The sequence below is a fragment of the Hyalangium minutum genome (genome assembly GCF_000737315.1).
Taxonomy (GTDB): Bacteria; Myxococcota; Myxococcia; order Myxococcales; family Myxococcaceae; genus Hyalangium; species Hyalangium minutum.
The window spans coordinates 565,961-591,630 of sequence record NZ_JMCB01000001.1 but is presented as its reverse complement, the minus strand read 5'-3'; the positions used below and the strand labels follow the sequence as shown (position 1 = coordinate 591,630).

Below are 25,670 nucleotides of genomic sequence, written 5' to 3'. Positions count from 1 at the left end.
TGTGGACAGCGGACCGCTCGGGCTCTCATCTAGAAAGAAGCGAATTCTAAGAATTTGCTGTGAATCAAAACAAACAGTGAAGACGGAAAATCCCTTGTTCCCCCCAAGGAGTTCATTCATGCGCTCGAAGTGGCGGTCCACCCTGCTGACAATGATGTTGGGAGCTTCTCTCTCGGCCAGTGCCGCGCTGGCCGAGGCGGCCCCGGAGCCCACCCAGGCGTCTCTCCGCGCTCCGCAGAGCCCCGCCGCCGTGAGCTGGGCGGAGGAACTCGCTACCGGTGAGGGCACGGGCGAGCTCGTGCGCACCCGCGATGGCCTGCTGTTCGAGCCCTACGCCGTCATGCGTCGCCCAGAGGGGCAGATGCGGCTCATGGGCCTCTATACGTTCCCGGCTCGCACGCTGGAGCAGCCCGTGGACACGGTGCGCCCGGTGCTGCAGACGAAGGCCGAGCCGGGGATGAGCGTCGAGGTCGATGTCCGCGTGCGGACGCCCCACGGCGGCTGGAGCGAGTGGAGCACCTCCAGCGCGGGTGAGGCCATGCGGCTGCCGGTGGCCGGCTCGGAGGTGCAGGTCCGGCTCGCGCTCACGGCGGATGAGCACGGCCGCGGGCCCTCGGTGCAGGAGGTCCAGCTGGAGGGCACGCTGGAGGGCGTCACCGCCCAGGCCGGCTACCAGCCGCTGGCGGCGCTGAGCTACCGGGTCTACGCCACGCGCGAGGGCCTGGTGGGTGGCACCACGGCCAACGGCCATGTCATCAAGACGAGTGATCGCTTCGTGGCGCTGCCGTCGCGCCGGGCACTGGCGAGCAACGGCGGCAACGAGTACCAGGTGCGCGTGTGCTACTCGGTGACGGGCAAGTGCACCACGGCCTCCGTTTGGGACATCGGCCCCTGGAACACGAAGGACGACTACTGGAACCTCTCGAGCGTCCGCGAGATGTGGAAGGACCTGCCGCAGGGCAAGCCCGAGTCTCAGGCCGCGTACGAGAACAACTACAACGGAGGGCTGGATCAGTTCGGCCGCCGTCCTGCGAACCCCGCGGGCATCGACCTCGCGGATGGGACGTTCTGGTACGACCTGGGAATGAGCAACAACGACTGGGTCACCGTGACGTATCTGTGGACTGGCTCCACGACGCCTGCGGGACTGGTCATCGACAGCAACAACGCCAACAACGACACCTCCAAGGGCTACATCGAGCTGGCGGGCACCAGCTGGACCTCGTCCACGAACGTGGCGGGCTACTACGGCTCGGGATACTACGCGTCCCCGACGGCGGCTCTGTCCGAGCCGGCGACGTTCTGGTTCTACCTGCCCGCGGCGGCGACCAAGACGATCGATGCGTGGTGGACGGCGGCCTCGGACCGCTCCACGACGGCGCCGTTCATCGTCTCGAACGCGTCTGGCACCAAGCTGGCCACGGTGAACGTGAATCAGCAGCTCAACGGTGGCAAGTGGAACACGCTCGGCACGTGGAGCTTCACGGCGGGGTGGAACAAGGTGCAGCTGAGCCGCTGGACCACGGCGGGCTCCTACGTCATCGCTGACGCCATCCAGGTGCGGTAGCGGCGGCACGACGAGCCTTGAGGGGCTCCCCATGACAGAATGCTCGGCGGTGCGTTTCTCGCCCGATTATTTGGGGAGCCTCTATGTCGAACACGTTCGAAAATCTCTTCTCGGCCGAGGTCCCGGCCTCCGCCCGCATTCCCGAGCACACCGAGCAACGTGAGTACCTCGTCGACGGCAAGCTCCTCATCTGGGAGGGAGACTTGGCGCCGGTCCGCAGCCCCGTGTGCGTGAAGACGGAGAAGGGACTGGAGCAGAAGGTCATCGGCGCCACGCCGCTGCTCACCTCCAAGGAGTCGCTGGCGGCGCTCGACGCGGCGGTGCGGGCGTATGACCTGGGCCGTGGCGTGTGGCCCACCATGCGGGTGGCCGAGCGCATCGAGCACGTGGAGCGCTTCATCGTCCACATGCAAGAGAAGCGGCAGCAGGTGGTGAACCTGCTGATGTGGGAGATCGGCAAGACGCAGAAGGATGCGGAGAAGGAGTTCGACCGGACGAAGGACTACCTGGTCGACACCATCCATGCGCTGAAGGAGCTGGATCGCAACTCGGCGCGGTTCGTCCAGGAGCAGGGCATCCTGGGGCAAGTGCGCCGCGTGCCGTTCGGGGTGGCCCTGTGCATGGGGCCCTACAACTATCCGCTCAACGAGACGTTCAGCACGCTCTTCCCGGCGCTCATCATGGGCAACACGGTGGTCTTCAAGCCGGCCAAGTTCGGCGTGCTGCTCATCCGGCCGCTGCTGGAGGCCTTCCGCGACAGCTTCCCGCCGGGCGTCATCAACATCATCTATGGGCGCGGCCGGGAGACGGTGGGCGCGCTGATGGAGAGCGGCAAGGTGGACGTGTTCGCGTTCATCGGGACCAACCAGGGCGCGAGCGAGCTGAAGAAGATGCACCCCAAGCCGCACCGGCTCAAGGCGGTGCTGGGCCTGGACGCGAAGAACCCGGCCATCATCCTGGAGGACGCGGACCTGGAGAACACGGTGAACGAGTGCATCGTGGGCTCGCTGTCCTTCAACGGCCAGCGGTGCACGGCGCTCAAGGCGCTGCTGGTGCACAAGAAGATCCTCGGGGCCTTCCTGGAGAAGTTCATCGCCGCGGTGGGGAAGCTGAAGCCGGGCCTGCCGTGGGAGCCGGGCGTGGCGCTCACGCCGCTGCCGGAGCCGGGCAAGCCGGCGTACCTGAAGGGGCTGGTGGATGACGCGCTCCAGCACGGGGCGCAGGTGCTCAACCCGAACGGGGGAGAGATCCACGGCTCGTTCTTCTACCCGGCGGTGGTGTCTCCGGTGAACGCGAAGATGCGCCTGTATTACGAGGAGCAGTTCGGTCCGGTGATCCCCATCATCCCCTTCGAGGACGATGATGAGGCGATCCGCTACGTGGTGGACTCGCCGTTCGGGCAGCAGCTGAGCCTGTTCGGGAAGGATCCGAAGCGCATTGCGCACCTGATCGACTCGTGCGCCAACCAGGTGGGCCGCATCAACCTGAACACCCAGTGCCAGCGCGGGCCGGACACGTTCCCGTTCAGTGGGCGCAAGGACTCGGCGGAGGGAACGCTCTCGGTGGCGGATGCGCTGCGCGTGTTCTCCATCCGGACGATCGTCGCGACCAAGACGACGCCGGAGAACAAGGCGCTGGTCCACAACATCCTCACCCAGCGCGAGTCGTCGTTCCTCACGACGGATTACATCTTCTGAGGCGGGGCAGGGGCACAGCGTGGCTTTTCGAGGCCGAGCCCCAGCGCTCTTTGTTAGGGTCCGCCCCCGAATGCGGAACCTGCTCATTCTCGGAACGATGCTGGTCATGAGCCTCGGAGTTGGGTCGACGGCCCTCGCACAAGCGCCTCGGCAGCCTCACGCGGGAGAACTCGCTGCGGGCTTCCGGCGCCTCGGTGTGGTGGGAAGTGTCCTCTATGTGGCCGCCCACCCCGATGACGAGAACACGCGCTTTCTTGCCTGGCTCGCCAGCGGACGCGGCATTCGCACGGGGTACCTCTCCCTGACACGCGGAGACGGGGGGCAGAACCTCATCGGCACCGAGCAGGACGAGCTGCTCGGGCTCATCCGCACCCAGGAGCTCCTCGCCGCCCGGCGCATCGACGGCGCCGAGCAGCTCTTCACCCGCGCGCGAGACTTCGGCTACTCCAAGAGCGCCGAGGAGACGCTGCGCATCTGGAACAAGGACGAGGTGCTGGCCGATGTCGTGCTCGCCATCCGCCGCTTCCAGCCGGATGCGATCGTCACCCGCTTCAGCAACCGGCCGCCGAACCATGGCCAGCACACGGCTTCGGCCCTGCTGGCGGAGGAGGCCTTCGAGGCCGCTGCCGACCCCCAGCGCTTCCCCGAGCAGCTCGGAGCGCTCAAGCCCTGGAAGGCGGATCGGCTCCTGCAGAACGTCGCTTCCTGGGACCTCCCGCCCAACACCGACATGTCGGTGTACCCCAAGGTTGATGTCGGTGGGTTCGACCCACTTCTCGGCCGCTCCTGGGGCGAAGTGGCCGCCGAGAGCCGCAGCCAGCACAAGAGCCAGGGCTTCGGTGTGGCCGCCGAGCGTGGACCGCTGCTGGAGTACTTCCAGCCCCTCGCCGGGACGCGCCCTGTCTCGGATCCCTTCGAGAAGCTCGAGTTCTCGTGGCGCCGGTGGCCGGGCACCGAGAAGATCGTCCAGGCCGTCGAGGAGGCGCAGCGAGGCTTCGATCCCCGCGCGCCCCACCAGAGCATCCCCGCGCTGCTGCGGGTTCATGAGGCGATCTCGGCCCTGCCCGCGGACCACCCGTGGAAGGCCCTCAAGCTGCGCGAGACCGAGGCGCTCGTGGCTGCTTGCGCGGGCCTGTTCCTGGAAGCGCGTGCGGCGGAGGCCTCGGCCGTTCCGGGCAGCCAGGTGGCGCTCAACCTGATGGCGCTGAACCGCTCGCCTGCCGCGCTCAAGCTGGTGAGTGTGACGTTGCCGGGCGGTGAGACCGTGGATGCGGGCACCGAGCTGGCCGTGAACGCGCCGTTCAAGCTCTCCAAGACGGTGGCGCTTCCGGAGGAGGCGTCGATCTCCACGCCCTACTGGCTGCGCAAGCCGGTCGCGGGGGCGGCGCTGTTCGAGGTGCCGGACCGTGCCCTCATCGGACGCCCCGAGGGAGATCCCGCCCTCTCCGTGTCCTTCGTGTACGAGGCCGGAGGCAAGCGCTTCACCGGAGTCCGGCCCGTGGTCTACGCCTGGGTCGATCCGGTGCGCGGCGAGCTGTACCGGGCGTTCGAGATCGTCTCCGCTGTCACCGCGACGCTCGACCGCGAGGTCCTCATGTTCCCCAACGGCAAGGCTCAGCCGGTCTCGGTGGTCCTCGCCGCTGGCAAGGCCGAGGCCTCCGGCAAGGCCCGGCTCGAGGTGCCGCAGGGCTGGAAGGTGGAGCCCGCGGAGATTCCCTTCCAGCTCGGCGCCCGCGGTGATGAGCGCACCGTTCAGTTCCAGCTCACCCCGCCCAAAGGCGCCACCGAGCGGGGCCTCCTGCGCGTCGTCGTGGACAGCGGCGGGCGCAGCGAGTCCTGGCGGGTCCGCCAGGTGAACCACGACCACATCCCGCCGCAAGCGGTGCGCCAGCCGTCGGAGGCCCAGCTGGTTCCCTTCACCCTCGTCACGAAGGTGCGCCGCATCGGCTACATCCCCGGGCCGGGAGATCGCGTGGCCGAGAGCCTCGCCGCCGTGGGCTACGAGGTGACGCTCCTCCCCGAGGAGCGCCTGGCCTCCGAGAAGCTCGAGCGCTTCGACGCCATCCTCGTGGGCGTGCGCGCCTTCAACGCCACGCCGCGCCTTGGGCTTCACCGCGACCGGCTCCTGAAGTACGTCGAGCAGGGCGGGCGCCTCATCGTCCAGTACAACACCAACAGCCGCGTGGGGCCGCTCAGCGGGCTCATCAGCCCCTATCCGCTGGAGATTGGCCGCGACCGCGTCACGGACGAGACCGCCACCATGACGCCCATCAGCCTGGTCGAGCCGCTCATGAGCGCTCCCAACCGCCTGGGGCCCGCCGACTTCCAGGGCTGGGTCCAGGAGCGCGGGCTCTACTTCGCCTCCAAGTGGGACGAGAAGTACCGTCCCGTGTTCTCCATGAATGATCCCGGCGAGGAGCCCCTCCGCGGCGGCCTGCTCGTGGCTCGCCACGGCAAGGGGAGCTTTGCGTACACGGGCATCGCCTTCTTCCGTCAGCTCCCTGCGGGTGTGCCCGGCGCGTACCGGCTGCTCGCGAACCTGCTCGCCCAATGACCTCCCCTTCGAAGTCTCCTGAGCCGGCCGCGCCTGCTTCCTCGGAGCGCCCCGAGCTCGACGACGTGCCGCCCCTCCTCGGGTCCTGGCGCAACATCTACCTCCTCGTGCTGGGCACCCTGGCCCTGCTCGTCGCCCTGTTCTGGGCGCTCACCCGGGCCTACGCGTGACACTGCTCGACTGGCTGGTTCTCGTTGGGACAACAGCGTTCATCGTGGGGTGGGGCATCTGGAAGACGCGCGGCGAGAGCACCGTGGAGGGCTACCTCCGCGCGGGCTACGAGCTGCGCTGGCCCACCGTGGCGCTGTCGGTCATGGCCACCCAGGCCAGCGCCATCACCTTCCTCTCCGTCCCGGGCCAGGCCTACGAGGACGGGATGCGCTTCGTGCAGTTCTACTTCGGACTGCCGCTCGCCACGGTCATCATCAGCGCCGCGTTCATCCCCATCTACTACCGGCTCAAGGTCTACACCGCCTACGAGTACCTGGAGTCCCGCTTCGATCTGAAGACGCGCTTGCTGGGCGCCTTCCTGTTCCTCATCCAGCGCGGGCTTGCGTCTGGCATCACCATCTACGCTCCCGCCATCATCCTCTCCACCATCCTGGGCTGGCCGCTCGAGCCGACCATCGTGGCCATTGGCGGGCTCGTCATCCTCTATACGGTGACGGGTGGGGCCAAGGCGGTGGCGCAGACGCAGAAGCAGCAGATGGTGGTCATGCTTGGAGGCATGGTGGTGGCGGGGCTCGTCATCGTGTGGAGGCTGCCCGAGCACGTGCCGTTCTCCAGCGCTGTGGACGTCGCGGGAGCGTTCGGCCGCATGAACGTGGTCAACTTCGACTTCAACCTGCAGGACCGCTACAACTTTTGGTCCGGCATCACCGGCGGCCTCTTCCTGTCGCTGTCCTACTTCGGGACCGATCAGTCCCAGGTGGGCCGCTACCTGGCGGGCCGCTCGGTGACGGAGAGCCGCCTGGGGCTCCTGTTCAACGGCATCCTGAAGATCCCGATGCAGTTCTTCATCCTCTTCGTCGGGATCCTCGTCTTCGTCTTCTACCAGTTCACCGCGCCGCCCCTGCTGTTCAACGGCTCGCTGCGCACCCGCGTCCAGGCCACCGCGCAGGCGGACGAGCTCGCGGGCATCGAGGCGAAGTGGGCGCAGCTCCAGTCCGACAAGCGCGCCGAGGTCGAGCGCTACCTGGAGGCTCGCAAGGCCGGTGACAGCGACACGGAGGTGAGCGCCCGTGAGCGGCTCCAGGCCGCGGCCCAGGAGGCCAACACGCTGCGCAAGGACGCCAAGGCCGTGGTGGCCCGCGCCCTGCCAGGCGTGGAGACCAAGGACTCCGACTACATCTTCATCACGTTCGTGAAGGACTGGCTGCCGAGTGGCCTCTTCGGCCTGCTCATCAGCGTCATCCTGGCGGCCGCCATGAGCTCGGTCTCCAGCGAGCTCAGTGCCCTGGGCACGACGACCACCATCGACTTCTACAAGCGCGTGGTGCGCCGTGAGGCCTCGGAGCGGCAGATCCTGTTTGCCTCCAAGGCGTTCACGGTCTTCTGGGGCATCATCGCCGTGTCCTTCGCGAGCTTCGCGTCGCTGCTCGACAACCTCATCCAGGCCGTGAACATCCTGGGGTCCATCTTCTACGGTACGGTGCTGGGCCTGTTCCTGGTGGCCTTCTTCCTCAAGAACGTACGGGGGCATGCCGTGTTCATCGCCGCGGTCATCTCCCAGACGACCGTGATTGCCCTCTTCAAGTTCACCGAGCTGGGCTACCTCTGGTTCAATGTGGTCGGCTGCGCGCTGGTCGTCGTCTTCGGGCTGGCGATCCAGACAGTCATGCCCCGAGCCTCGCCCAGCGCAGCGTGACGCGCGGCCCCTGGAGATCCGCATGCAGCTGAACATGATCGAGACCGTTGCGTTCGCCGGGGTCGTTCTCTACCTGGGGGAGGGGATTCGACGGCTGATTCCGCCGCTCACCCGGTACAACATCCCCGCGCCAGTCGTCGGCGGGCTGCTCGTGGCCATCGTGCTGACCTTCGCCCGCAGCGAGGGCTACACGCTCCTCACGTTCGACACCGCGCTCCAGAGCCCGCTGATGATCGCCTTCTTCGCGAGCATCGGCTTTGCCGCCTCGCTCTCGCTGATGCGCGTGGGAGGGCCCCAGGTCGCCATCTTCCTCGCGGCGTCCACCGTGCTCGCGGTCGTCCAGAACGCCGTGGGCGTGCTCCTGTCCTATCCCCTGGGCGTTCCTCCGCTGTTCGGGGTGCTCGCCGGGTCCGTGACGCTGGCGGGAGGCCCGGCCACGGGGCTCGCCTTCGCGCCCATCTTCGAGCAGGCCGGCGTGACAGGGGCCTCCGCCATCGCCATTGCCGCCGCGATGCTGGGCATCATCGCTGGAGGGCTCGTGGGCGGCCCGGTGGCGACCTTCCTCGTCCGGAAGAATGGCCTGAAGTCCTCGGCGCCCCCTCGCTCCTCCGCGGCTCCCACTGACAGTCAGACAGGCGCGGAGGCTCGCAGCGGCGCCGATGGGCACGACTTCCTGCGGAACGTGGTGCTCCTGCTGGTCACCCTCTGGGTGGGCGGCTGGGTGAGCCGGGGCTTCAAGGCGCTCGATGTGACGCTCCCTGGCTATATCGGCGCGATGCTCGTCGCAGCCCTCATCCGCAATGTGGATGACCGGACCAAGCTGTTTCGTCTCTCGGGCCAGGTCATCGAGGAGCTGGGTGGCGTGGCGCTCTCGCTCTTCATCGTCATGGCCCTGATGACGCTGGAGCTGTCCAAGCTCGCCTCGGTCGCGCTGCCCATCCTGGTGCTCGTCGGCGTGCAGGTGGCCCTCACGGTGGCCGTCTCCGTGTGGCCCATGTTCCGCCTGATGGGCAAGGACTACGACTCGGCGGTCATGGGCGGAGGCCTGTGCGGCTTCATGCTCGGCACCACCGCGAACGCCGTGGCCAACATGGAGGCCATCACCCGGAAGTACGGCCCCGCCCCGCGCGCCTTCCTCGTCGTCCCCATGGTCGGCGCGTTCTTCATCGACTTCACCAACGCCATCATCATCAACGTCTTCGTCAACCTCTTCAGCGGAGTTTCATGATGAAGCTGTGGCGATGCCTCTTCCTTCTGGGGGCCCTGGTGGGGCTCGCGGGGTGTCCGGATACGCCCTGCGTCGCGGATGCGCCCTCCGTGGGCTCCTCAGGCTCTACACCCACGATGGTACTCGTGGGAGAGCAGGTGAATGTGCGGTTCGCGCCCTCGATTGCTCCGGACTGCGGCTCCTCGGAGCCCCAGCAGCTGCCCTCCTCCCTCTCGGTGGAGGTCTACGGTCCGGACAATCAGCTCGTGGCGAGCGAGACCGTGTTCACCAGCAATTCGCGCTCCAGCGCCACCGTCAAGTTCAGGCCGGAGAAGCCGGGCCGCTATCATGTCTTCGCCGCGTTCGCTCCGATTGGAGGCATCCACCAGTTCGACCTCTACGCCGCGAGGGATCGCATCAGCGAGTCCACGGCCTTCATCCTGCCCAAGCTGTGCAACGCGCTGGAGCGCACCCAGCACGGCGGGTGGATGTGCGATCTGGACTTCATCCGCGACAGCGCCTTGAAGCAGAACTTCTCCGACGGGCGGATGGCCGTGGCGGGGAATGTGGTGTGGGTGGCCGGGAACTCGCAGGTCCGGCGCTACGTGGACACGGGGGTGGAGCTGGAGCTCACGGCCAGCCTGCCCTCGAACCTGGGCAATGCCCAGTTCCTCCTGGCCACGGAGACGGAGCTGCTGTCGTTGCGGGGCCTCACGATCGAGCGGGTCGTCTATGACGGGACGGCGGCGCTGAGCGTGCCGGGCCAGGTGCAGTTGCCCTCCACCTCGGGCATGGTCGGCACGACCGGCCTGAGCGCTTTGATGGTCCGCTCGGGGGACCGGCTGGGCATCGTCACCAACGCGCCGAGCGGAGGCGTGATACAGCCGATGAACAGCTTCACCAGCCAGATCTGCACCTACCAGATCGAGCCGTCGCGCATCGTGCGCACGGCGGACCCGTGCCAGACGTTCTCCGGCAATGTGGTGGGCTACGAGCCGGGCGGCCTCTGGGCGGGCATACAGTCATTCGTCGGAGGGCAGCTCGACGAGCTCCGCTGGCTGGAGTGGACGGAGGCAGGAATCTCGCAGCAGGCCTCGCTGCCCCTGGGGTTCAACTTCACGGTGTCCACTCAGCCGATCGGCCCCCGCAACTGGGTCGTGCCCGTGATCACCACCGGGGGCGGAGTCCCCGTCCGCACCCGCTCGGTCGTGGCCACTTACTCGCCGGAGCGGCGGACCATCCTCCTGGAGCTCCTGGACACCGAGCTGGTCGCGCCCTACGCCTCGGGGGCCTTGATGTGGACCAACCCCAACGCCACGGGCTTGTCCGCCCGCGTCCGCGTCCGGCCGACGGCGCCCTGAGGAGCAGACGCGCTGGGGTGAGAATGGTGGTGTCTGATCGAAGGGCTCAGCGGGCGGGGGCGCTCGTGGCCGAGGCCGTCTCGGGGCGCGGGGGCAGCTCCACGAGTCCCAGCACCAGGCTGTAGGAGGAGCCACCGCCCATGCTCCCTTCGTCCATGTGGACGAGCACCACGAAGCTCTTGCCGCTCGGGGACAGCAGGAGGCGATCGAAGGTGGGGGTCCAGTGTCCTGCCTGCATCGCGGACCAGTCGGTGGGGCCCAGGGGGAACTCGCCCAGCGGGGTCAGGCCCTTCCCGGAGCGGAGGCCCACTTTGAAGGTCGCCTGGGACGTGATGGGGCGAGACGGATCCTTATTGGCGCTCGCACTCTCCCGATGGTCGACGCGGTAGGCGATCTCGATGCGCTGCCCGGCCCAGGGCCCCGACGGCAGGGCCACGGCCGATGCCCCTGCGGTGAACCACGTCCGGCTCTTGCTGCTCTTCGAGGGGGGCTTCGGCTTCTGGGCGGGCATGGCAACGCCGCCGATGGCCGTGAGATCCACTCCCTGCTCTGTCAGGGCAGCCTTGGCCTGAGCGAGCCGGTCGCGAGCCGCATCAGGCGGCGTGCAGGGCTGCGCGTCCTGGATATTCCAGGTGTTGATGGCTTTGGCTCCTCCGAAGAGCTGGATGCGGAGCCCGCCCCTGAACTTCTTGCCCCGGTGGTTGATGTAGCCCGGGCAGTACGGAGGGGGTTCGTCCAGCTCGTTGGTCTCCACGGCCAGGTCGTAGAGGCGGATCGCGAAGCGCTTCTCGTCCTTCGACCAGCCGATGATCTGGAGATCGTTGGGCATCTCCGGAGCCGCGGGGGTTTTCGCGGTGGCCTTGCCCTTGGAGAGTGCGGCGGTCGAGGTGAGCAAGAGCAGCGCGATAAGCAGGGAAGAGCAGCGGAACATGGCGGAAAGAAAGCACGCCCGGGGGCACCGTGTCTGTAGGGCGGGGCGAGCCCCCTATCCGTCGTATGCTCCGGCGTCGAAGTCAAACGTCTCGAGGCTCAACCCAAATCACGGAGCGCACCGATGGCACTCACTCTCTATTACCACCCGTTTTCGTCGTACTGTTGGAAGGCCCTGATAGCGCTGCACGAGAACAACGTGCCGTTCACGGCGCGCACCATCGATCTGTCGAACGAGAAGGAAGCCGCGGAGCTGAAAGCCCTGTGGCCCATCGGCAAGTTCCCGGTCCTTCAGGACTCCAGCCGCAATCACATCGTTCCGGAATCGAGCATCATCATCGAGTACGTCGATCAGCATTATCCGGGAAAGGTGCCCTTGATTCCGGCCGATCGGGACCTCGCGCGGCAGACCCGCATGCGCGACCGGTTCTTCGACTTCTACGTCATGGACCAGGCCTCCAAGATCATCACGGATCACTTCCGGCCGGCCGGAAAGAACGATTCCCACGGCGTGGAGCTGGCGCGCAAGGCCTTGGCCAGGGCCTACGACATGATCGAAAAGGACATGGCCAACAAGACATGGGCCATGGGCGACAGCTTCACCCTGGCGGACATCGCCGCATCTCCGGCGTTGTTCTATGCGGACCTGGTGGAGCCCCTTGCGTCCCGGCACAAGAATGCTGCGGCGTATCTTGATCGCCTCATGAAGCGCCCCGTCTTCATCAAGGTGTTGAAGGATGCTCTCGCGGTGCTGCCTCCTGGGTTCCCCTACGATGCCCAGTTCAAAGCCAGCCTCCAGCGATTGGCGGCTTAGCCAGGGGGCAGAGGCAGCTGGCGAGCCCGCGCAGGCCGGGACTGAGGTGGAATAGCGCCCGGCCCCATGCGAGTTGGCGGGTGCTCTGAGCGCACGCTCGTGGCTGACGCCTCGCGCAGCCATGGCACTGTGCTCCTCAAGCAACCCACCTCGTTCCTGCTCGGAAGCCTATGCTCTCCTACGCGTTCCCTCTCTTCTTGAGTCTGTGCCTTCTCGCCGGATGCCAGCCGTCGCCCGCCGGCTTTGATGGAGGCCGGGATTCGTCCACGCCTACGGCCACGTGGGAGAAGGTCGACCTGGACGCTGCGCTCAGGCAATACGGAGGGCAGGTGCTGAGTGAGCCCACCCCATTTCCCGGGAGCGCCCTCTACGTTCAGTCAGGGGGCCGTTCAGGGCCTGGACTCGTGCTGCTCCACGGCAGCGAGGGCGGGGATGCTGGCTACAGCAACCTGATGGCCATGGAGCTCGCCAGCCGCGGCTTCTCGGTGCTGGCGTTCGCCTATTACCACGGCCCCGGCACTCCGAACGTGCTCGCCAACATCCCTCTCGAGCACACCGAGGAGGCTGCCCGCTGGCTCAGGGACTCGTCCTGGGTTGACGGCAACAACGTCGGGCTCTTCGGTGTGTCCCGAGGGGCTGAGCAGGCGATCCTTCTCGCCAGCCTGCTCGGGGACAGCGGGCCGATCTCGGCGGTGGGCGCACATGCTCCGTTCCATGCGGTGGTGGAGTCATTCGACCCGGAGACGTACGACTTTGTCCCCGGCCCCGATGGCAGGCCTCTGCCGGCGTGGACCTATCGAGGCACCGTGCCCACGCCGGGGTCTCCCATCGCGCTCGAGAATTTCAATGGACCGGTGTTTCTCTCCCATGGAACCCGGGATGAGGTCTGGAGCGTAGAGGAGACGCGCGAGCTTCAACGCCGGTTGCTCGATGCAGGAAAGGATCCGGAGGTTCATTACTGGCCCGGAGAGGGCCACGTGCTGAACTCCGCGTACTCCGCGTACCTGAACGCGGTCTCCCAGTTCTTCAGCCGGGCGCTGTCTCCATTGCCTCGGTCGGCACCCAGAGCTGCCATGACGCGCTTCCCGAATGCGTTGGCACTCCCCGAGACGCACTCCTGAGTCTCAGAGAGGCAACGCTCCCGTGACGACGTTATGGCGCGTGCCTGGCGGAAGACTCCTCTCGCCACTCACTCCAGGTTCGCCGGGCCACCCAGGTGATGACCAGCGCCACCAGCCCCAGCCACCCCAGCTCGAGGCCCTCGTGATGGCGGAGCGCGCAGAGCCCGACGAGAAGCCCCGCCAGCAGCACCAGAGGCGCGGCCAGCACTTGGTGGAAGCGGGCCACCTCCGAGCGAGGCCACGTGTCCTCGCCCGCGCGGGCCCGCCGCCCCAGCGCCACCAGCCCTCGCGCCGCTAACAGCAAGAAGAGCGCGTACCCGGAGGCCCATCCCACCTCGGCGTGGAAGCTCATGGCTGTGACTGCTCCGGTTCGACCGCGTGTTCGACATGGGTGAAGAGCGGAGCGAGCACCGGCTCGGTGGGCGCCGCACGCCGCAGGCCGTGGCGCACACCCCGCCAGCACAGCAGCACCAGGGGCAGCACGCCGCCCACGATGAAGACGGCGTCGCCGGGCAGCCGCAACCACTCGAGCAACTCCACCCGCTCGCTGGTGAGGAAGTCGAGCTGGCGCGCCTCGTAGTAGCCGTGGGTGACGGACTCGTGGAGCTGCAGCACGCCCAGCGGGAAGAGGTTGGCGAACACCATCCACGCCAGCCCGAGGTTGAGCGACCAGAAGCTGAGCTTCGCGGCCCGCTCGGACCAGCGATCCTCGGGCACGAGGTAGCGCAGCGCGAACATCGCCAGCCCCACGGCCAGCATGCCGTAGACGCCCATCATCGCGGCGTGGCCGTGGTTGGCTGTCAGCGCGGTGCCAATCTCGTAGTACGACACGATGGGCAGGTTGATGAGGAAGCCGAAGATGCCGGCGCCCAGGAAGTTCCAGAAGCCCACCGACACCAGGAAGAGGATGGCCCAGCGGTGGGGAAAGGGCGTGGGGGACTTCGCATGCTGCGCGTGGCCGAGCCTCAGGAAACTCCACGCCTCCACGGTGAGAAAGGTGAGGGGAATCACCTCGGCGGCGGAAAAGAAGGCGCCGAGCGCCATGTGTTCCACCGGCGTGCCGGAGAAGTACAGGTGGTGCATGGTGCCGATCACGCCGCCTGCCGAGTACAGGATGATGTCCAGGTAGATCACGCGCAGGGCCACGCGCTCGGACACCACGCCCAGCAGCACGAAGATGTAGGCCACCATGAGGGTGGTGAAGAGTTCCAGGAAGTCCTCCACCCAGAGGTGCACCACCCAGAAGCGCCAGAAGTCCGTGAGGGTGAAGTGCGAGGTAGGCCGGGCCAGCAGGCCCACCGCGTAGAAGGCGGGGATGGCCAGCGCCGAGTAAAAGAACATCCACGGCATGTTGCCGGGGTGCTCGGTGCGCAGCCGGCGCCGCAGCACGCGCAGCAGCAGTCCCACCCAGAACAGCAACCCGAGCGACAGCAGCACCTGCCAGAAGCGCCCGAGGTCCAGGTACTCGAAGCCCTGATTGCCGAACCACGTGCTGGGCGTCCACCCGTGGATGCCGGCGAACTCTCCCGCGAGGCTGCCGAACACCACCACCACGAGCGCTCCCAGCAGCGCGTAGGCGAGCCAGTGCTGCCCGCGCGGCTCATGGCCGGCCACCATGGGAGCCAGGAAGATGCCTGCGGCCAGATAGGAGGTCGCCACCCAGAGCAGGGACAGCTGCACGTGCCAGGTGCGCGCGAGGTTGAAGGGGAGCAGGGTGGCCAGGTTGAAGCCGAAGAAGCTGGTCAGCTCGGCGCGGTAGTGCTGCGTGGCACCGCCCAGCAGGGCCTGCAGCAGGAAGAGCACCGCCATCACCAGGAAGAACCCCGCGCACGCGCGCTGGGACGGGGTGAGGGACACCTTGCCGGGCGGGTGGAAGGACACCGTCTGCTGATCGCGCGCGTGCCAGCCGAGGAAGTTCCACCGGCCGAAGGCGGCCATCAGCAGGCCGATGCCTCCCAGCAGCGCGATGAGCGACAGCATGCTCCACACCACCATGGCGCCCGTGGGGCCGTTGCCCACGCGCGGCTCCGGGGGCCAGTTGTTGGTGTACGAGTACTCGAGCCCCGGGCGCCGGGCCGAAGCAGCCCACGCTGTCCAGGCGAAGAAGGCGGTGAGCCGCCGGGTGTCGGCCGGATCCGGGATGGCGCTCGGCCGCAGCCCCTTCTCGGTGGTCGGCACGGAGAAGGTGGCGTGGTAGTGCGCGGCCAGTTGCTCGAAGGCGGCGGCCTGCTCCGCGCTGAAGACGAGCGTGCCCGTGGCCGGATCGTACCGGTTCGTCTGGAAGTCCTTCACGGTGCGCATCGCCGCCGAGGCATCCTGCTCGCCACCGAGCCGCTCGCGCACGAAGAGGGCGGAGCGGCGCAGGTAGTCGGCGGTGTAGTCCGGCCCCAGGTAGGCGCCGTGGCCGAACACCGAGCCGTACTGCATCAGCCCGTTGCGCAGGAAGATGCCCTGTCCGGCCAGGATGTCCTCTTCGGTGAAGACGAGCCTGCCCTCTGGGGTGACGACTCGCTGGGGGAGCGGAGCACTGTCCGTGTAGGCGCGGTATGCGAGCAACCCCAGGACGAAGAAGCCGAACAGCACCACCAGGACGGCGGCCTGCACCCAGCCCTTGGCGAGGAGGAACTCGCGGCGTTGCGGCTCGGCGGTCATGGAGGCTCCCTTGCGTGAGGCGATGGGGGCGCCATGGTTGGGAGCGCCTGGGGCACGGGCAAGGCCGCCGACTCAAGGCGCGTGGGGGAGATTCACTGCGCGACGGCCCGCGGCGCGGGAGTGTCTGAAGGTGAATCGCGCACCCCGTCGCCCTTGATGCGGCGCCTTGGGCAGAGAGCCCCGCCGAGCGGTACGCGGCAGACTCCGTCCTTCCAGTGTTTGCCGTCCCCCGCTGTCCCGCGGCCGCTTTTTGAGGCCCCCCCGCAGATTCTTTGCATCATTTTCCAAAGCGTCGGCTCCAACCTATTCGAGGGGGCTGTGCTCGAACCCACGAGAGAGCCCCTTCGTGTAGAGCCGTGCCCCATTCACCCCAGCAAGAAAGTGAATCCCCATGAAACTCATCGGAAGCGGTAAGATGGCAGCCCTGGCTATCTTCATGGTCGCTCTGGTGCAGTCTGCCTGCGGCCCCATGCCTGAAGAGACTTCGGGCGCCCATTCGCAGACCGCGGCGGCTTCGTCGTCACTGGCTCGTTCTCTTCCCAGTGGCTCAAGCTCGACTTTCGACGTGGCGCTCTCGGTGAACAACAAGCCGCAGACCGGGCGTGTCGAGATCTCGTCCGACGCACTGCAGGCGCTCGGGACGCTCCGGCAGTCGAACGCCGGCGAGAAGAGCACCGGTGACGCCCGGGCCCAGAGCATCGTGCAAGACCGTATCCAGCGGATGATCAACGAGGGGAAGCTCCCTGCGGCCGAGGGTGCGGCGCCTCAGATCAGCGTCAAGCTGCACACCCAGCTCGAAATGGCTCCCAGCAGGCCTGAGGGCGTTGAGCCCTGCCTCGTCCCCGCGACCTTCTACACGGAGTACTACTACATCTACAATCTCGGCACCCCGAGCTGCTATTATTACATTGCGCGTGATTACTACGACGGTTTCTACAACCAGTGTGACGGCTCGGCATACCTGACGGCATACCTCTACTCCACGTTCGAGGGCGCCTACTCGTGCGGCAGCTGAGCTGAGCAACACATGCCTCTCAAAGTAGGACTCACAGCTCGAAGGTGAGGGGAGGCTTCAATCCCTGCGGAGGTCTGGCTTGCTAGACCTCCGCAGCCATTGGGGGGCGCGAGGTTCCCGAATGCGTTGGCACTCCCCGAGGCGCACTCCTGAGTCCCAGAAGGGCAGGGACTGGGTCGATCTCTCCCGTGACTTGGTTACGGGCATCGAGACCCTCCGGGCGCACTTCACCGGCCACGCCTACGATCCCCACTTCCATGACGCGTACCTCGTCGGAGTGACGGAGCAGGGGCTCCAGGAGTTCTCCTGCCGGAGAGCGCTTCATCGCAGCACGCCGGGACGGGTCATCCTGATCGAGCCCGGCGAAATCCATGATGGCCAGGCCCGGGGTGATGAAGGCTTCACGTACTTGATGCTCTACCTGGATCCCGCCTGGCTGACCCGGAACTGCACCCAGGTGGCGGATGGCGCCTTCTCGCGTGCTGGCCACCTACGCGGACATTACCTTCATCGACGGGAGCTTCGACGGCGGCATCTTCGCCAAGTCGCTGATGGGCAACGCGGAGGGCCATATCAACCCGCTGCATGACCGCGACATCTGCCCAGCCACGACGCCGTAGACGGGCTTCTCGGACCTGCGCGGCGGGTTTGATTCCCGCCGCTTCCGCGCAGAGCAACCCGCCGCTCTCGAGCACGCTCGCTCTGAATCCGATCAACTCTGATCTGGCGTGGACGCTGCAGGTGGCGGTAATGCGGAAGGGGCAGGCGGCGCCTCAGGCGCGGGTGGAGACAACGGGACTGGCGGGAACGGACCGCCCGGTGTCCAGGTTGGCTCGGCCGGAGGAGGAGGAGCAGGGGGGGAAGGCGCAGCCCCGGCGTCCTCCCACGTCCATTGAGGTTGAGGGGCTTCTGCCACGACTTCACCTTGGGGTGTGACCGCGTACACGTGCCACCAGTCGAGCACGCGGTAGCGCGGGCCGCCGCACCGATCGAAGCGCTCCTCCAGCATCACGTAATACAAACCCGGTGTCGGGCCCCCGAAGACGGCAACTTCCAGTCCCTGCTCAGGGCTGGAGCATCCCCGGAACAAGTGTGGATGGGGATGGGTCTTGATCATCTCTTGGATGGCGGCTGCCGCCGCGAGCGCGGCCCCCGCCTCCATGAACGGGATGATGTTCTTGCTCGGGTAATCGTTCGGCCACTCGACCTTTCCCTTCCATGCAGAGGAGGGGACGGCACATCCAGGCAGCACCACTGCAAGCCCTGCGAGCGCATACGCTTTGATCATGTCTCTGGCCTCCATGCCTGCGGAGTCACTTGAGAAATCGTGTCACTTTTTCCTGGCTGTTGGCTCATGAGGTCCGCCTACTCGTTCAGCGGTCGCAAAGGCTCATCGCACTGAGGCGGGCGCCCCTCTCTGCCAGGGGTGCAGCGGCCGAGTCTCATCCAGCTGCCTCTTGCGATACTCCATTGCTGGATTTCGCCCGTGGGAAAGTAGCGCAGGAAGATGCGTGTGCCGTCCTGGCGGTCCGCCACCAATGCCGAGGCCATCTCAATGTTTGTGTCTTTGTAGACCGCCGGGGCCGGGTTGGCTGGAACCAGACGGAATTCCGCCATGGCCACGTAAGGGTCGAGCGAGTCTGTGGGCCATGCGCGGAGATCTCTTGAGGAAGGGGGCGTGCCACAAGGATGACTGTGGATGTACCCTACGACCCACACTTGTGAGGCGGGGTAGTCGGCATCCTTTACCGCGAAGAACGGACTGCATGACTGATGGTCTCCCCTGATGGGGTCTGTCACCCGCCATGACAGGGAGTCGCGGTTTCCCGCGACATATACCGTCGAGCAGTACTCCGTGGAGAGGCCTGGAATGGGCCTCTGATTCCCGAGGTCGCACACCTTGGCGCCGGGAAGCTCGAGAAGTGAGTCCGCCATGTCCCGGAGCAGGCTGATGGGGATGGAGGCATCTCCCGTGGGCATTTCGACCGCGGGTACCTTCAACCATGGCCCCCTGGCAGCGTCCACGTCCTGAGCCGTGCTGTGAGGAGGGGACGAAACAGCACACCCCACCACGAGTAGGAGGCCCAGAGATGCAGGTTTCATTCGCCCACCCTACATCAGGTGTCCAGAGTGTGTAGGGTGGGCCCGACCGGTGGAGAAGCGGTGCAGCCCTATTGCACCTGCCCACCCCCAGGCTGCCCAGCTAGGAGGAGCAGAGGAGGAGAGGAGGGAGTGGGCACCTGCTGCTTGGGGCTCCCCGCGGGCTGCGGTGGTCTCAGTGCCCGGGCTCGCTTCGCAGGCCGCGAGGGCAGTCTCGTGGAAACCGCACTCGCGCGAACTGGATCACTCTCGCCAGAGATTCCAGGCGGCGGGTTCGAATCCCGCCGCCTCCAAGCAGAGCAACCCGCCGCTCTCAAGCGCTTTCCCTCTGAGAAAAGGGGCAGAGCTTCCATTTCGGGACACAATCGGTTCTTGGCGGACCAGCAACATCAGGGCGGCGGATGCGATCGGCTTCAACATGGACGGCCTCGGCTGAGTTGTGATGGGGTGCTATCGCAAGGTCGGATGCAACCGGACTCACGCCGCGCCGACACGGGGTGCCGGGAGCGCCGTCATCGGATCGTCCTTTGAGCGATCAAGGAGCAGGACATGACCATCACTATCACCGCCTTTGAACGCTCGCCCGATCGCGGCAGGGGACTGGCGCGGGACATGCGGGTGCGCTGGGCGCTGGAAGAGGTGGACCAGCCTTACGACGTCCGTCTGCTGTCGTTCGATGCGATGAAGGAGCCCTCGCACAAGGCGCTGCATCCGTTCGGTCAGATCCCGACCTATGAGGAGGGCGATCTCGCCCTGTTCGAGTCCGGCGCGATTGTCTTCCACATCGCGGAGCACCATGCCGGCCTGCTGCCGGAAGATGCGAATGGCCGCGCGCGCGCGATCGCGTGGATGTTCGCGGCGCTCAACACGGTCGAGCCACCGATCTTCGACCGCAGTCTGGTGATGATTCTCGAGCGCGACCAGCCCTGGTACGAGCATCGCCTGCGCGCGCTGGACGACATCATCCGGAAACGGCTGGACGATCTCGCCGCGCGCCTCGGCGACGCCGACTGGCTCGACGGCGCCTTCAGCGCGGCCGACATTCTCATGGTGACGGTCCTGCGCAGGCTGCAGGGGTCGGGCATTCTCGAGGCGTATCCGAACCTCGCCGCCTATATCGCCCGCGCCGAAGCGCGGCCGGCCTACAAGCGTGCGTTCGCTGCGCAACTGGCGGTGTTTAACGCCGCCCCGCCGCCCGGGTGACGGCGCGCGGGCTTACGCCTCGGGCGGACCCGAAAGCAACGGCATCACGTCCACCGCGTCGCACGGGAAGATCGTGAAGTGCGGATGATTTTCGAACAGCTTCACCATTCCCGCCGCTTCCACTTTTCCTGCGGCGCCTTTGGCGGAGAGCCCCGGTACGCGAAAGACTCAGTCCTTCACGTGACTGCGGTCTGCTGCTCGCGGCGTAACCTCGCGTCGAGCACGAAGGTCCCAAAGGGGACGAGTGACGCGCCGAACGCGGCCACCGTGCGTGGCAGCGACCAGCGGTGAGCCACCGCCACCTCGAGCAGCGAGGGGAGGTACGCCAGGAACAGCACGCCGTGCGCCAGGCCCACCACCCGTACCGCCAGGGGCATGCCGGCCCAGTATTTCAGCGGCATGGCGATGAACAGCAGCACGAGGAAGGACACGCCCTCCAATAGGGCGATGGCACGGAAGCGTCCCAGGGGCGTCTTCAACATGGGCTGATCATACCTGTTTCCGCGTGCGTACCACGTCGACCGTCCTTGACAGCGGCCACGGGAGGGTGACATGAGTCGCATGTCTTCTTGAAATTGATTCGCAAATTCAATGACTCGTCCTGTCTTCTCGCTGTTGCTCCTGGGCATCGTCTTCGCGAGCCCGCTCTCCCTGGCAGAGCCGCTCAAGGGCGTCGACGGCCAGTCCGTGGACATCGCCGCTCCCAAGCGGGTGGTCGCGGTCAACTCCTCGCTGGTGGAGATCCTGTTCAGGCTCGGGAAGGGTGACGCCATCGTAGGGACGGACGTCGGCGGGACGTGGCCTCCCGAGCAGGAGAAGATCGCCAAGGTCGGCCACCCCTACCATCCCAGCATCGAGGGCATCATCAGCCTGAAGCCGGACCTGGTCCTCGCGACGGAGGAGAACCTGACGCCCGCCACCGCCGGGCAGCTTCGGAGCGCCGGGGTTCCCGTCCTGATCCTCGAGAACTCCGCCAAGGATGGGATCGACGGTCTGAAGAGGCGCATCGACATCATCGCGCGACTCTTCAACGTTCAGGACGCCGGCAAGCGGGTGATGCAGGAACTCGACAAGCAGCGCGCGGACCTGGCCACCAAGATCGCGGCGCTGAAGAAGAAGCCTCGGATCCTCTTCCTCTACGCGCATGGCCCGGGAGAGGCCTTCGTCTACGGCAAGGAGACGGGCGTCCACGTGCTCATCGAGCTGGCGGGAGGCCAGAACGCCGCAGACTTCACCACGGGGACCAAGGCGCTGACAGCCGAGGGCATGGTGCAGGCTTTCCCCGATGCGATCCTCATGCTGAACCGCGGCCTCGAGGCGGTGGGCGGCGTCGAGGGGGCCCTGAAGCTCCCGGGCGTGGCCCTGACTCCGGCTGGGAAGAACAAGAAGATCCTGGCCGTGGACAACACCATTCGTTGGGTCGGTCCTCGCTTTCCCCAGTTCGCGGACACCCTCTTCACGGCCATTCATGAGCAGCCTTCCCGGTGAGCTGGCCTTGCAGCCGACCGAGTACGTCCCAATCGCCCGAGGCAAGAGGGCGAAGGGGCTGCTCGTCCTCGTGCCGATCCTGCTCCTGAGCGTGGTGGTCTCGCTGGGCGTCGGCGCCGTGTCCATCAGCCCTCTCGAAGTGCTCTCCATCCTTCTCTCGCGGGTCGGCCTGCCGCCGCTCGCTGAGTTCACGGAGCAGCAGGATGCGGTGCTCTGCATCATCCGGCTCCCGCGCGTCCTGCTGGGCGTGCTGGTGGGTGCCGTGCTCTCCGTGGCGGGCGTGGCTCTTCAAGGGCTCTTTCGCAACCCGCTCGCCGACCCGGGTCTGCTCGGGGTGTCGGGCGGCGCCTCGGTCGCCGTGGCCGCGGTCACGGTGCTCAAGCTCCAGCTCCTGGGCTTCTATACCCTCCCGCTGGCGGCGTTCCTCGGGAGCTTCGCGGCGATCTTCCTCATCTCGTCGCTGGCCCAGGAGAATGGGAGAACCCAGGTCGCCCTGATGCTGCTGTGTGGGGTCGCCATCAACGCCCTCTGTGTGGCCGCCACCGGGCTCTTCACCTATCTCTCGACCGACGATCAGCTGCGGACCATCACCTTCTGGCAGCTCGGCTCGCTGGCGGGGGCGACGTGGCCCCTGGTCTCCACCATCACGCCGCTGGTCCTGCTCTGCGTCGTGGGGATGGTGCTCCTCGCCAACCCTCTCAATGCGCTCCTCCTGGGCGAGGCGAACGCGAACCACTTGGGCATTCAGGTGGAGCGAACCAAGTGGAAGATCGTGGCGCTCGTGGCCCTGGGCGTGGGGGCGGGGGTCGCCGTCTCCGGGATGATCGGCTTCCTGGGGCTGGTGGTGCCGCACCTCGTCCGGCTCTGGTTGGGCCCCAACCACCGGGTCCTGTTGCCGCTGTCCGCGCTCCTGGGTTCGGCGCTGCTGGTGCTCGCGGATCTTCTCGCCCGCACCGTCGTGGTTCCTTCCGAGTTGCCCATCGGCATCGTGACCGCGCTCGCCGGCTCTCCCTTCTTCCTATTCCTGCTCTTGCGGCAGCGGAGGACCCACGCCCTATGACCGCGGCGCTCGAAGTTCGAGATCTCCACTATCGTATTGGCGAGCTGCAGCTCCTGTCCGGCATCCACCTGACCCTGGAGCCTGGCGAGTTCATGGTGGTCATCGGGCGCAATGGCGCGGGGAAGAGCACGCTCTTCAAGCACCTGACCGGTGAGCTGCCTTGTCAGCGGGGAGAGCTCCGCGTCTTCGGCGCTCCCCTCGGGAGCAGCTCGAAGGCCGAGCTGGCCCAGAGGCGGGCCGTGCTGCCCCAGACCACGAACCTCCAGTTCGCCTACGAGGCCCTGGAGGTTGTCATGCTGGGGCGGCTTCCCCACCAGCAGCGCCGTCCGGAGTCGCGGGAGGACGTGCGCATCGCTCGCGCCTGCATGGAGCGGGTAGGGCTCAAGGGATATGAGGGGCGCAACTACCTGACGCTCTCGGGGGGAGAGCAGCAGCGCGTCCACCTCGCGCGTGCGCTCGCGCAGATCCATGAGGACGTTGGAAGCCGGCTGATGCTGCTGGATGAGCCCACGAGCAGCCTGGACGTCGCCCATCAGCACAAGGCCTTGCGGCTCGTGAAGGAGCTGACCGGGGAGGGCGTCGCGGCGCTCCTCATCCTCCATGACCTGAACCTGGTCGCTCAGTACGCGGACAAGGTCCTGGTCCTCGCCGATCATCAGGCCATCGCCTGTGGTCCGCCGCACGCGGTCATGACGAGGGACATCCTGAGCCGTGCGTTCGGCTACCCGATGACGACCCTGCCGCACCCCTGGCTGGACTGCCCGATCATCGTCTCGGGAGAGCGCCCAGCCGGCGCCCTCCTCGAGCAGCACCCCTGAGGAGCGGGCTCACTCCTCGTCGTGGTCGTGGTCCTCCACGCCCCGCTTCCAATAGCCGGTGACGTTCATCCACGTCCTGTTCAGCCTCCGCTCGTTGAGCAGGTGCAGCCGCAGCGTGCGCATGAGGGTGGACTCACCCGCGCCCCACGCAAAGGAGTCCCCCGGTGGGAAGGTCAGCTCCCGCACGGCCTTCTCCAGGTGGTTCGTGGTGCCAGGCTGGGCGCCCTCGCGGTACAGCCAAGTCAGCTCCACGTGGGCCTGGCTCGGGAGTGGGATCCGCGCGGAGGCGTCGGCGACCTCGGCGAACACGATGGCGCGGGCGCCCGCGGGCAGCTCCTCGAGCCTCCGGGCCATCGCTGGCAGCGCGGTCTCGTCGCCAAAGAGGAGGTACCAGTCGAAGCTGTAGTCGACGATCAGCGAGCCTCGGGGACCGGCGATGCCCAGCATGTCACCCGGTTTCGCCTGGGCGGCCCACGTGGAGCCAGGGCCCGAGCCATGGATCACGAAGTCGATATCAAGCTCTCCCTTGGCGGCATCATGACGCCGGGGGGTGTAGTCGCGCAGCGCTGGGCGCGGCTTGTCCGGTGGGAACTCCAGCCCCCGAGGCCCCATCCCGGTCGGGACGACGGGCACGCGCTCTCCCTGGGCAGGGAAGAACACCCGGATGTGATCGTCCGCGCCGTCGCTCCGGAAACCCTCCAGCTCTTTGCCGCCGAGCGTCACCCGCACCATGTGCGGGCTGACGCGGGACGTCCGGAGAACTTCGAGGATGCGGGCCTTGATGGGGAAGGGGCCCTTTCGAGCGGTTCGTTCACGTGAACTCATCCGGGGGATTTTAGGGCATCTCCTCTCAGCAGGAGCACCTTTCCAGGAGGCACAGCCCCATCCAGGATCGCCGCCCATGACTTTTCTGAATGCTTCGAAGCTCGCCTTCTTGCGTCCGCTCGAGCCATCAGGTGGCAGAGAGCAGGCGGGAGAAGGCTCGCGCGGCGTCCGCGTCGCTGACGCCTCCGAGCCCCGGCCCGATCTGGAGTTCCGTCTCGACCACTCCGGGCACACGGGTCTGGCTGAAGCCATTGGCCACCCAGATTCTGTCCTCGCTCGCGATGCGGTCGCGCTGGCGCGAGAGCGCCTTCGGATCTCCGCGCAAGAAGACGCGGAAGAGGTTGGTCTGCACGGGGCGGGGGAGCACCGTGAGCCGCGTGTCGCTCGCGATCGCCTCCGAGAGCGTCTTCGCGCGCTCGACATAGCCGGGGATGCGGGGCAGCACGTCGTCCAGGCGCATCGCCGCGGACGCCACGTACGGCAGCATGTGGAACACGTTGCCGCCGTGCCGGTGTCTCCAGATGCGTGTGTTGCGGATGAAGTCGCGCCCGCCGACCACCATCGCGCCGCCCATGCCTCCCACCATCTTGTAGAAGGACACGTAGACGGAGTCGAAGCCGCGGCAAATGTCCGCGTAGGAGCGCCCATAGAAGGGTTGGGACTCCCACAGCCGGGCGCCGTCCATGTGGAGCTTTACCCCGCGCTCGCGGCAGGTGCGCTTGAGCTCCTCGAGTTGCTCCCACGTCTGGAGCTGTCCCCCCAGCCAGCGCACCGGCAGCTCGACGCTGACCGTTGCCAGGGAGTCACGCGCCTCTCGCACGTCGCTGGCGAGCACCGGCCGAGCCCAGGGGCAGAGCAGCACCGCGCGTAACCCGTGCAGCGCGGCATAGCTGTCGTCCTCGTGGAGCACGTGGTGGGAGGAGGGGTGGAGCCCCACGTTCCGGTTGCCGCTGGCGTCCGCGTACATCCTTAGGACGATGAGCTGGGCCATGGTGCCTGTGGGCATGAAGCACCCGTCCTCGAAGCCCAGCAGCGCCGCGACGCGCTGCTCGAAGGACTGGACCAGCTCCCCATCGCCATAAAAGTCCGCGGACAGGCCCTGCTTCCGCACCCATTCCCCCACCCGGATCAGCTCGGCGGCATCGTCCTCCGAACTGCCGGGAGTGAGCGAGCCACGGCAACCGCGCCGCAGATTCGCCAGGGCCTTGCCCGTGAGGGCGGGAGGTTCTGCCCGGGGTGCCGCCACGCCGGCCGCGCCTGCCTTCGGCGGAGTGACCTTGGGTTCAGCGGCATTCCCGGTGCTGGAGAGGAGCGAGGAGCCGGCCAGCAGGCCCGTGAGTGCGAGGAACTCGGCACGGCTGAGCTTGGGATGGGTCATGGGGAGTCCTTTC

At 67.0% G+C, this 25,670-nt stretch carries 21 protein-coding genes and 1 pseudogene; 16 read left to right on the top strand and 6 right to left on the bottom strand.

All coding sequences use genetic code 11. From position 1 onward, the window contains the following. Window positions 1–118 precede the first annotated feature (118 nt). The 7 genes from DB31_RS02135 to DB31_RS02110 all read left to right on the top strand — a co-directional run bounded on the left by DB31_RS02135 (window position 119) and on the right by DB31_RS02110 (window position 10,253). Window positions 119–1,567 (top strand): golvesin C-terminal-like domain-containing protein, encoded by a 1,449-nt coding sequence (locus DB31_RS02135; protein WP_044181223.1) that lies wholly within the window; start codon window positions 119–121, stop codon window positions 1,565–1,567. Window positions 1,568–1,650: 83 nt separating this feature from the next. Continuing rightward, window positions 1,651–3,264: an NADP-dependent glyceraldehyde-3-phosphate dehydrogenase gene (locus DB31_RS02130; protein WP_044181220.1), complete on the top strand. Its 1,614-nt coding sequence runs from the start codon at window positions 1,651–1,653 to the stop codon at window positions 3,262–3,264. A 106-nt stretch (window positions 3,265–3,370) separates the two neighbouring features. Then, window positions 3,371–5,818 (top strand): PIG-L family deacetylase, encoded by a 2,448-nt coding sequence (locus DB31_RS02125; protein WP_240486483.1) that lies wholly within the window; start codon window positions 3,371–3,373, stop codon window positions 5,816–5,818. Next, window positions 5,815–5,988: a hypothetical protein gene (locus tag DB31_RS49545; protein WP_169787001.1), complete on the top strand. Its 174-nt coding sequence runs from the start codon at window positions 5,815–5,817 to the stop codon at window positions 5,986–5,988. The genes DB31_RS02125 and DB31_RS49545 overlap by 4 nt, the downstream gene beginning before the upstream one ends. Continuing rightward, complete coding sequence (locus DB31_RS02120; RefSeq protein ID WP_044181214.1) at window positions 5,985–7,685, top strand: sodium:solute symporter family protein; 1,701 nt, start codon at window positions 5,985–5,987, stop codon at window positions 7,683–7,685. The genes DB31_RS49545 and DB31_RS02120 overlap by 4 nt, the downstream gene beginning before the upstream one ends. Before the next feature lie 22 nt (window positions 7,686–7,707). Further along, entirely contained in the window at window positions 7,708–8,913 is a 1,206-nt protein-coding gene (gltS, locus tag DB31_RS02115) for a sodium/glutamate symporter (protein ID WP_044181211.1), read from the top strand. Further along, entirely contained in the window at window positions 8,910–10,253 is a 1,344-nt protein-coding gene (locus DB31_RS02110; protein ID WP_157231750.1) for a hypothetical protein, read from the top strand. The genes gltS and DB31_RS02110 overlap by 4 nt, the downstream gene beginning before the upstream one ends. 46 nt (window positions 10,254–10,299) lie before the next feature. Here DB31_RS02110 and DB31_RS02105 read toward each other — a convergent pair whose 3' ends face one another. Then, a complete protein-coding gene (locus DB31_RS02105) occupies window positions 10,300–11,184 on the bottom strand; it encodes a hypothetical protein (protein WP_044181206.1) in 885 nt (294 codons plus the stop codon). Between the two features lie 123 nt (window positions 11,185–11,307). Here DB31_RS02105 and DB31_RS02100 point away from each other — a divergent pair, with 123 nt between their 5' ends. Both DB31_RS02100 and DB31_RS44430 read left to right on the top strand, forming a co-directional pair. Further along, on the top strand, window positions 11,308–11,997 hold the full coding sequence (locus DB31_RS02100; protein ID WP_044181202.1) for a glutathione S-transferase family protein: 690 nt from the start codon (window positions 11,308–11,310) through the stop codon (window positions 11,995–11,997). Window positions 11,998–12,401: 404 nt separating this feature from the next. After that, window positions 12,402–13,118 carry an alpha/beta hydrolase family protein gene (locus DB31_RS44430; RefSeq protein WP_169787000.1) on the top strand — a complete coding sequence of 239 codons (717 nt, stop codon included), beginning with the start codon at window positions 12,402–12,404 and terminating at the stop codon, window positions 13,116–13,118. Window positions 13,119–13,149: 31 nt separating this feature from the next. On the opposite strand, the gene DB31_RS02090 is transcribed toward DB31_RS44430, so the two are convergent. Together DB31_RS02090 and DB31_RS02085 are read right to left on the bottom strand one after the other, a co-directional pair. Then, a complete protein-coding gene (locus tag DB31_RS02090; protein ID WP_044181199.1) occupies window positions 13,150–13,470 on the bottom strand; it encodes a hypothetical protein in 321 nt (106 codons plus the stop codon). After that, window positions 13,467–15,770: a nitric-oxide reductase large subunit gene (locus tag DB31_RS02085; RefSeq protein ID WP_044181196.1), complete on the bottom strand. Its 2,304-nt coding sequence runs from the start codon at window positions 15,768–15,770 to the stop codon at window positions 13,467–13,469. The genes DB31_RS02090 and DB31_RS02085 overlap by 4 nt, the downstream gene beginning before the upstream one ends. A gap of 415 nt (window positions 15,771–16,185) precedes the next feature. On the opposite strand from DB31_RS02085, the gene DB31_RS02080 reads away from it, so the two are divergent. The 4 genes and pseudogenes from DB31_RS02080 to DB31_RS02065 all read left to right on the top strand — a co-directional run bounded on the left by DB31_RS02080 (window position 16,186) and on the right by DB31_RS02065 (window position 20,088). Continuing rightward, a complete protein-coding gene (locus tag DB31_RS02080; protein ID WP_044181194.1) occupies window positions 16,186–16,785 on the top strand; it encodes a hypothetical protein in 600 nt (199 codons plus the stop codon). Window positions 16,786–16,906: 121 nt separating this feature from the next. Continuing rightward, window positions 16,907–17,233: pseudogene (locus tag DB31_RS46245) on the top strand (AraC family ligand binding domain-containing protein); the annotation flags it as partial. Between the two features lie 16 nt (window positions 17,234–17,249). After that, on the top strand, window positions 17,250–17,405 hold the full coding sequence (locus DB31_RS48510) for a collagen-binding domain-containing protein (RefSeq protein ID WP_157231748.1): 156 nt from the start codon (window positions 17,250–17,252) through the stop codon (window positions 17,403–17,405). Window positions 17,406–19,434: 2,029 nt separating this feature from the next. After that, complete coding sequence (locus tag DB31_RS02065) at window positions 19,435–20,088, top strand: glutathione S-transferase family protein (protein WP_044181185.1); 654 nt, start codon at window positions 19,435–19,437, stop codon at window positions 20,086–20,088. A 176-nt stretch (window positions 20,089–20,264) separates the two neighbouring features. Here DB31_RS02065 and DB31_RS02060 read toward each other — a convergent pair whose 3' ends face one another. After that, a complete protein-coding gene (locus tag DB31_RS02060; protein WP_044181181.1) occupies window positions 20,265–20,570 on the bottom strand; it encodes a DUF3817 domain-containing protein in 306 nt (101 codons plus the stop codon). Between the two features lie 109 nt (window positions 20,571–20,679). Between DB31_RS02060 and DB31_RS02055 the strand changes: the two genes are divergently transcribed. Genes DB31_RS02055 through DB31_RS02045 form a run of 3 tightly spaced genes read left to right on the top strand, consistent with a single transcriptional unit; the run spans window position 20,680 to window position 23,454 of the window. Continuing rightward, entirely contained in the window at window positions 20,680–21,576 is an 897-nt protein-coding gene (locus tag DB31_RS02055; RefSeq protein WP_044181178.1) for a heme/hemin ABC transporter substrate-binding protein, read from the top strand. Then, complete coding sequence (locus DB31_RS02050; RefSeq protein ID WP_075305821.1) at window positions 21,557–22,636, top strand: FecCD family ABC transporter permease; 1,080 nt, start codon at window positions 21,557–21,559, stop codon at window positions 22,634–22,636. Before DB31_RS02055 ends, DB31_RS02050 begins: the two co-directional genes overlap by 20 nt. After that, on the top strand, window positions 22,633–23,454 hold the full coding sequence (locus tag DB31_RS02045) for a heme ABC transporter ATP-binding protein (RefSeq protein WP_044181176.1): 822 nt from the start codon (window positions 22,633–22,635) through the stop codon (window positions 23,452–23,454). Before DB31_RS02050 ends, DB31_RS02045 begins: the two co-directional genes overlap by 4 nt. A 9-nt stretch (window positions 23,455–23,463) precedes the next feature. Here DB31_RS02045 and DB31_RS02040 read toward each other — a convergent pair whose 3' ends face one another. Together DB31_RS02040 and DB31_RS02035 are read right to left on the bottom strand one after the other, a co-directional pair. Continuing rightward, window positions 23,464–24,279, bottom strand: a complete 816-nt coding sequence (locus DB31_RS02040) for a siderophore-interacting protein (protein ID WP_044181173.1) — start codon at window positions 24,277–24,279, stop codon at window positions 23,464–23,466. A 127-nt stretch (window positions 24,280–24,406) separates the two neighbouring features. Next, window positions 24,407–25,657 carry a threonine aldolase family protein gene (locus DB31_RS02035; RefSeq protein WP_052419653.1) on the bottom strand — a complete coding sequence of 417 codons (1,251 nt, stop codon included), beginning with the start codon at window positions 25,655–25,657 and terminating at the stop codon, window positions 24,407–24,409. Between the last annotated feature and the right edge of the window lie 13 nt (window positions 25,658–25,670).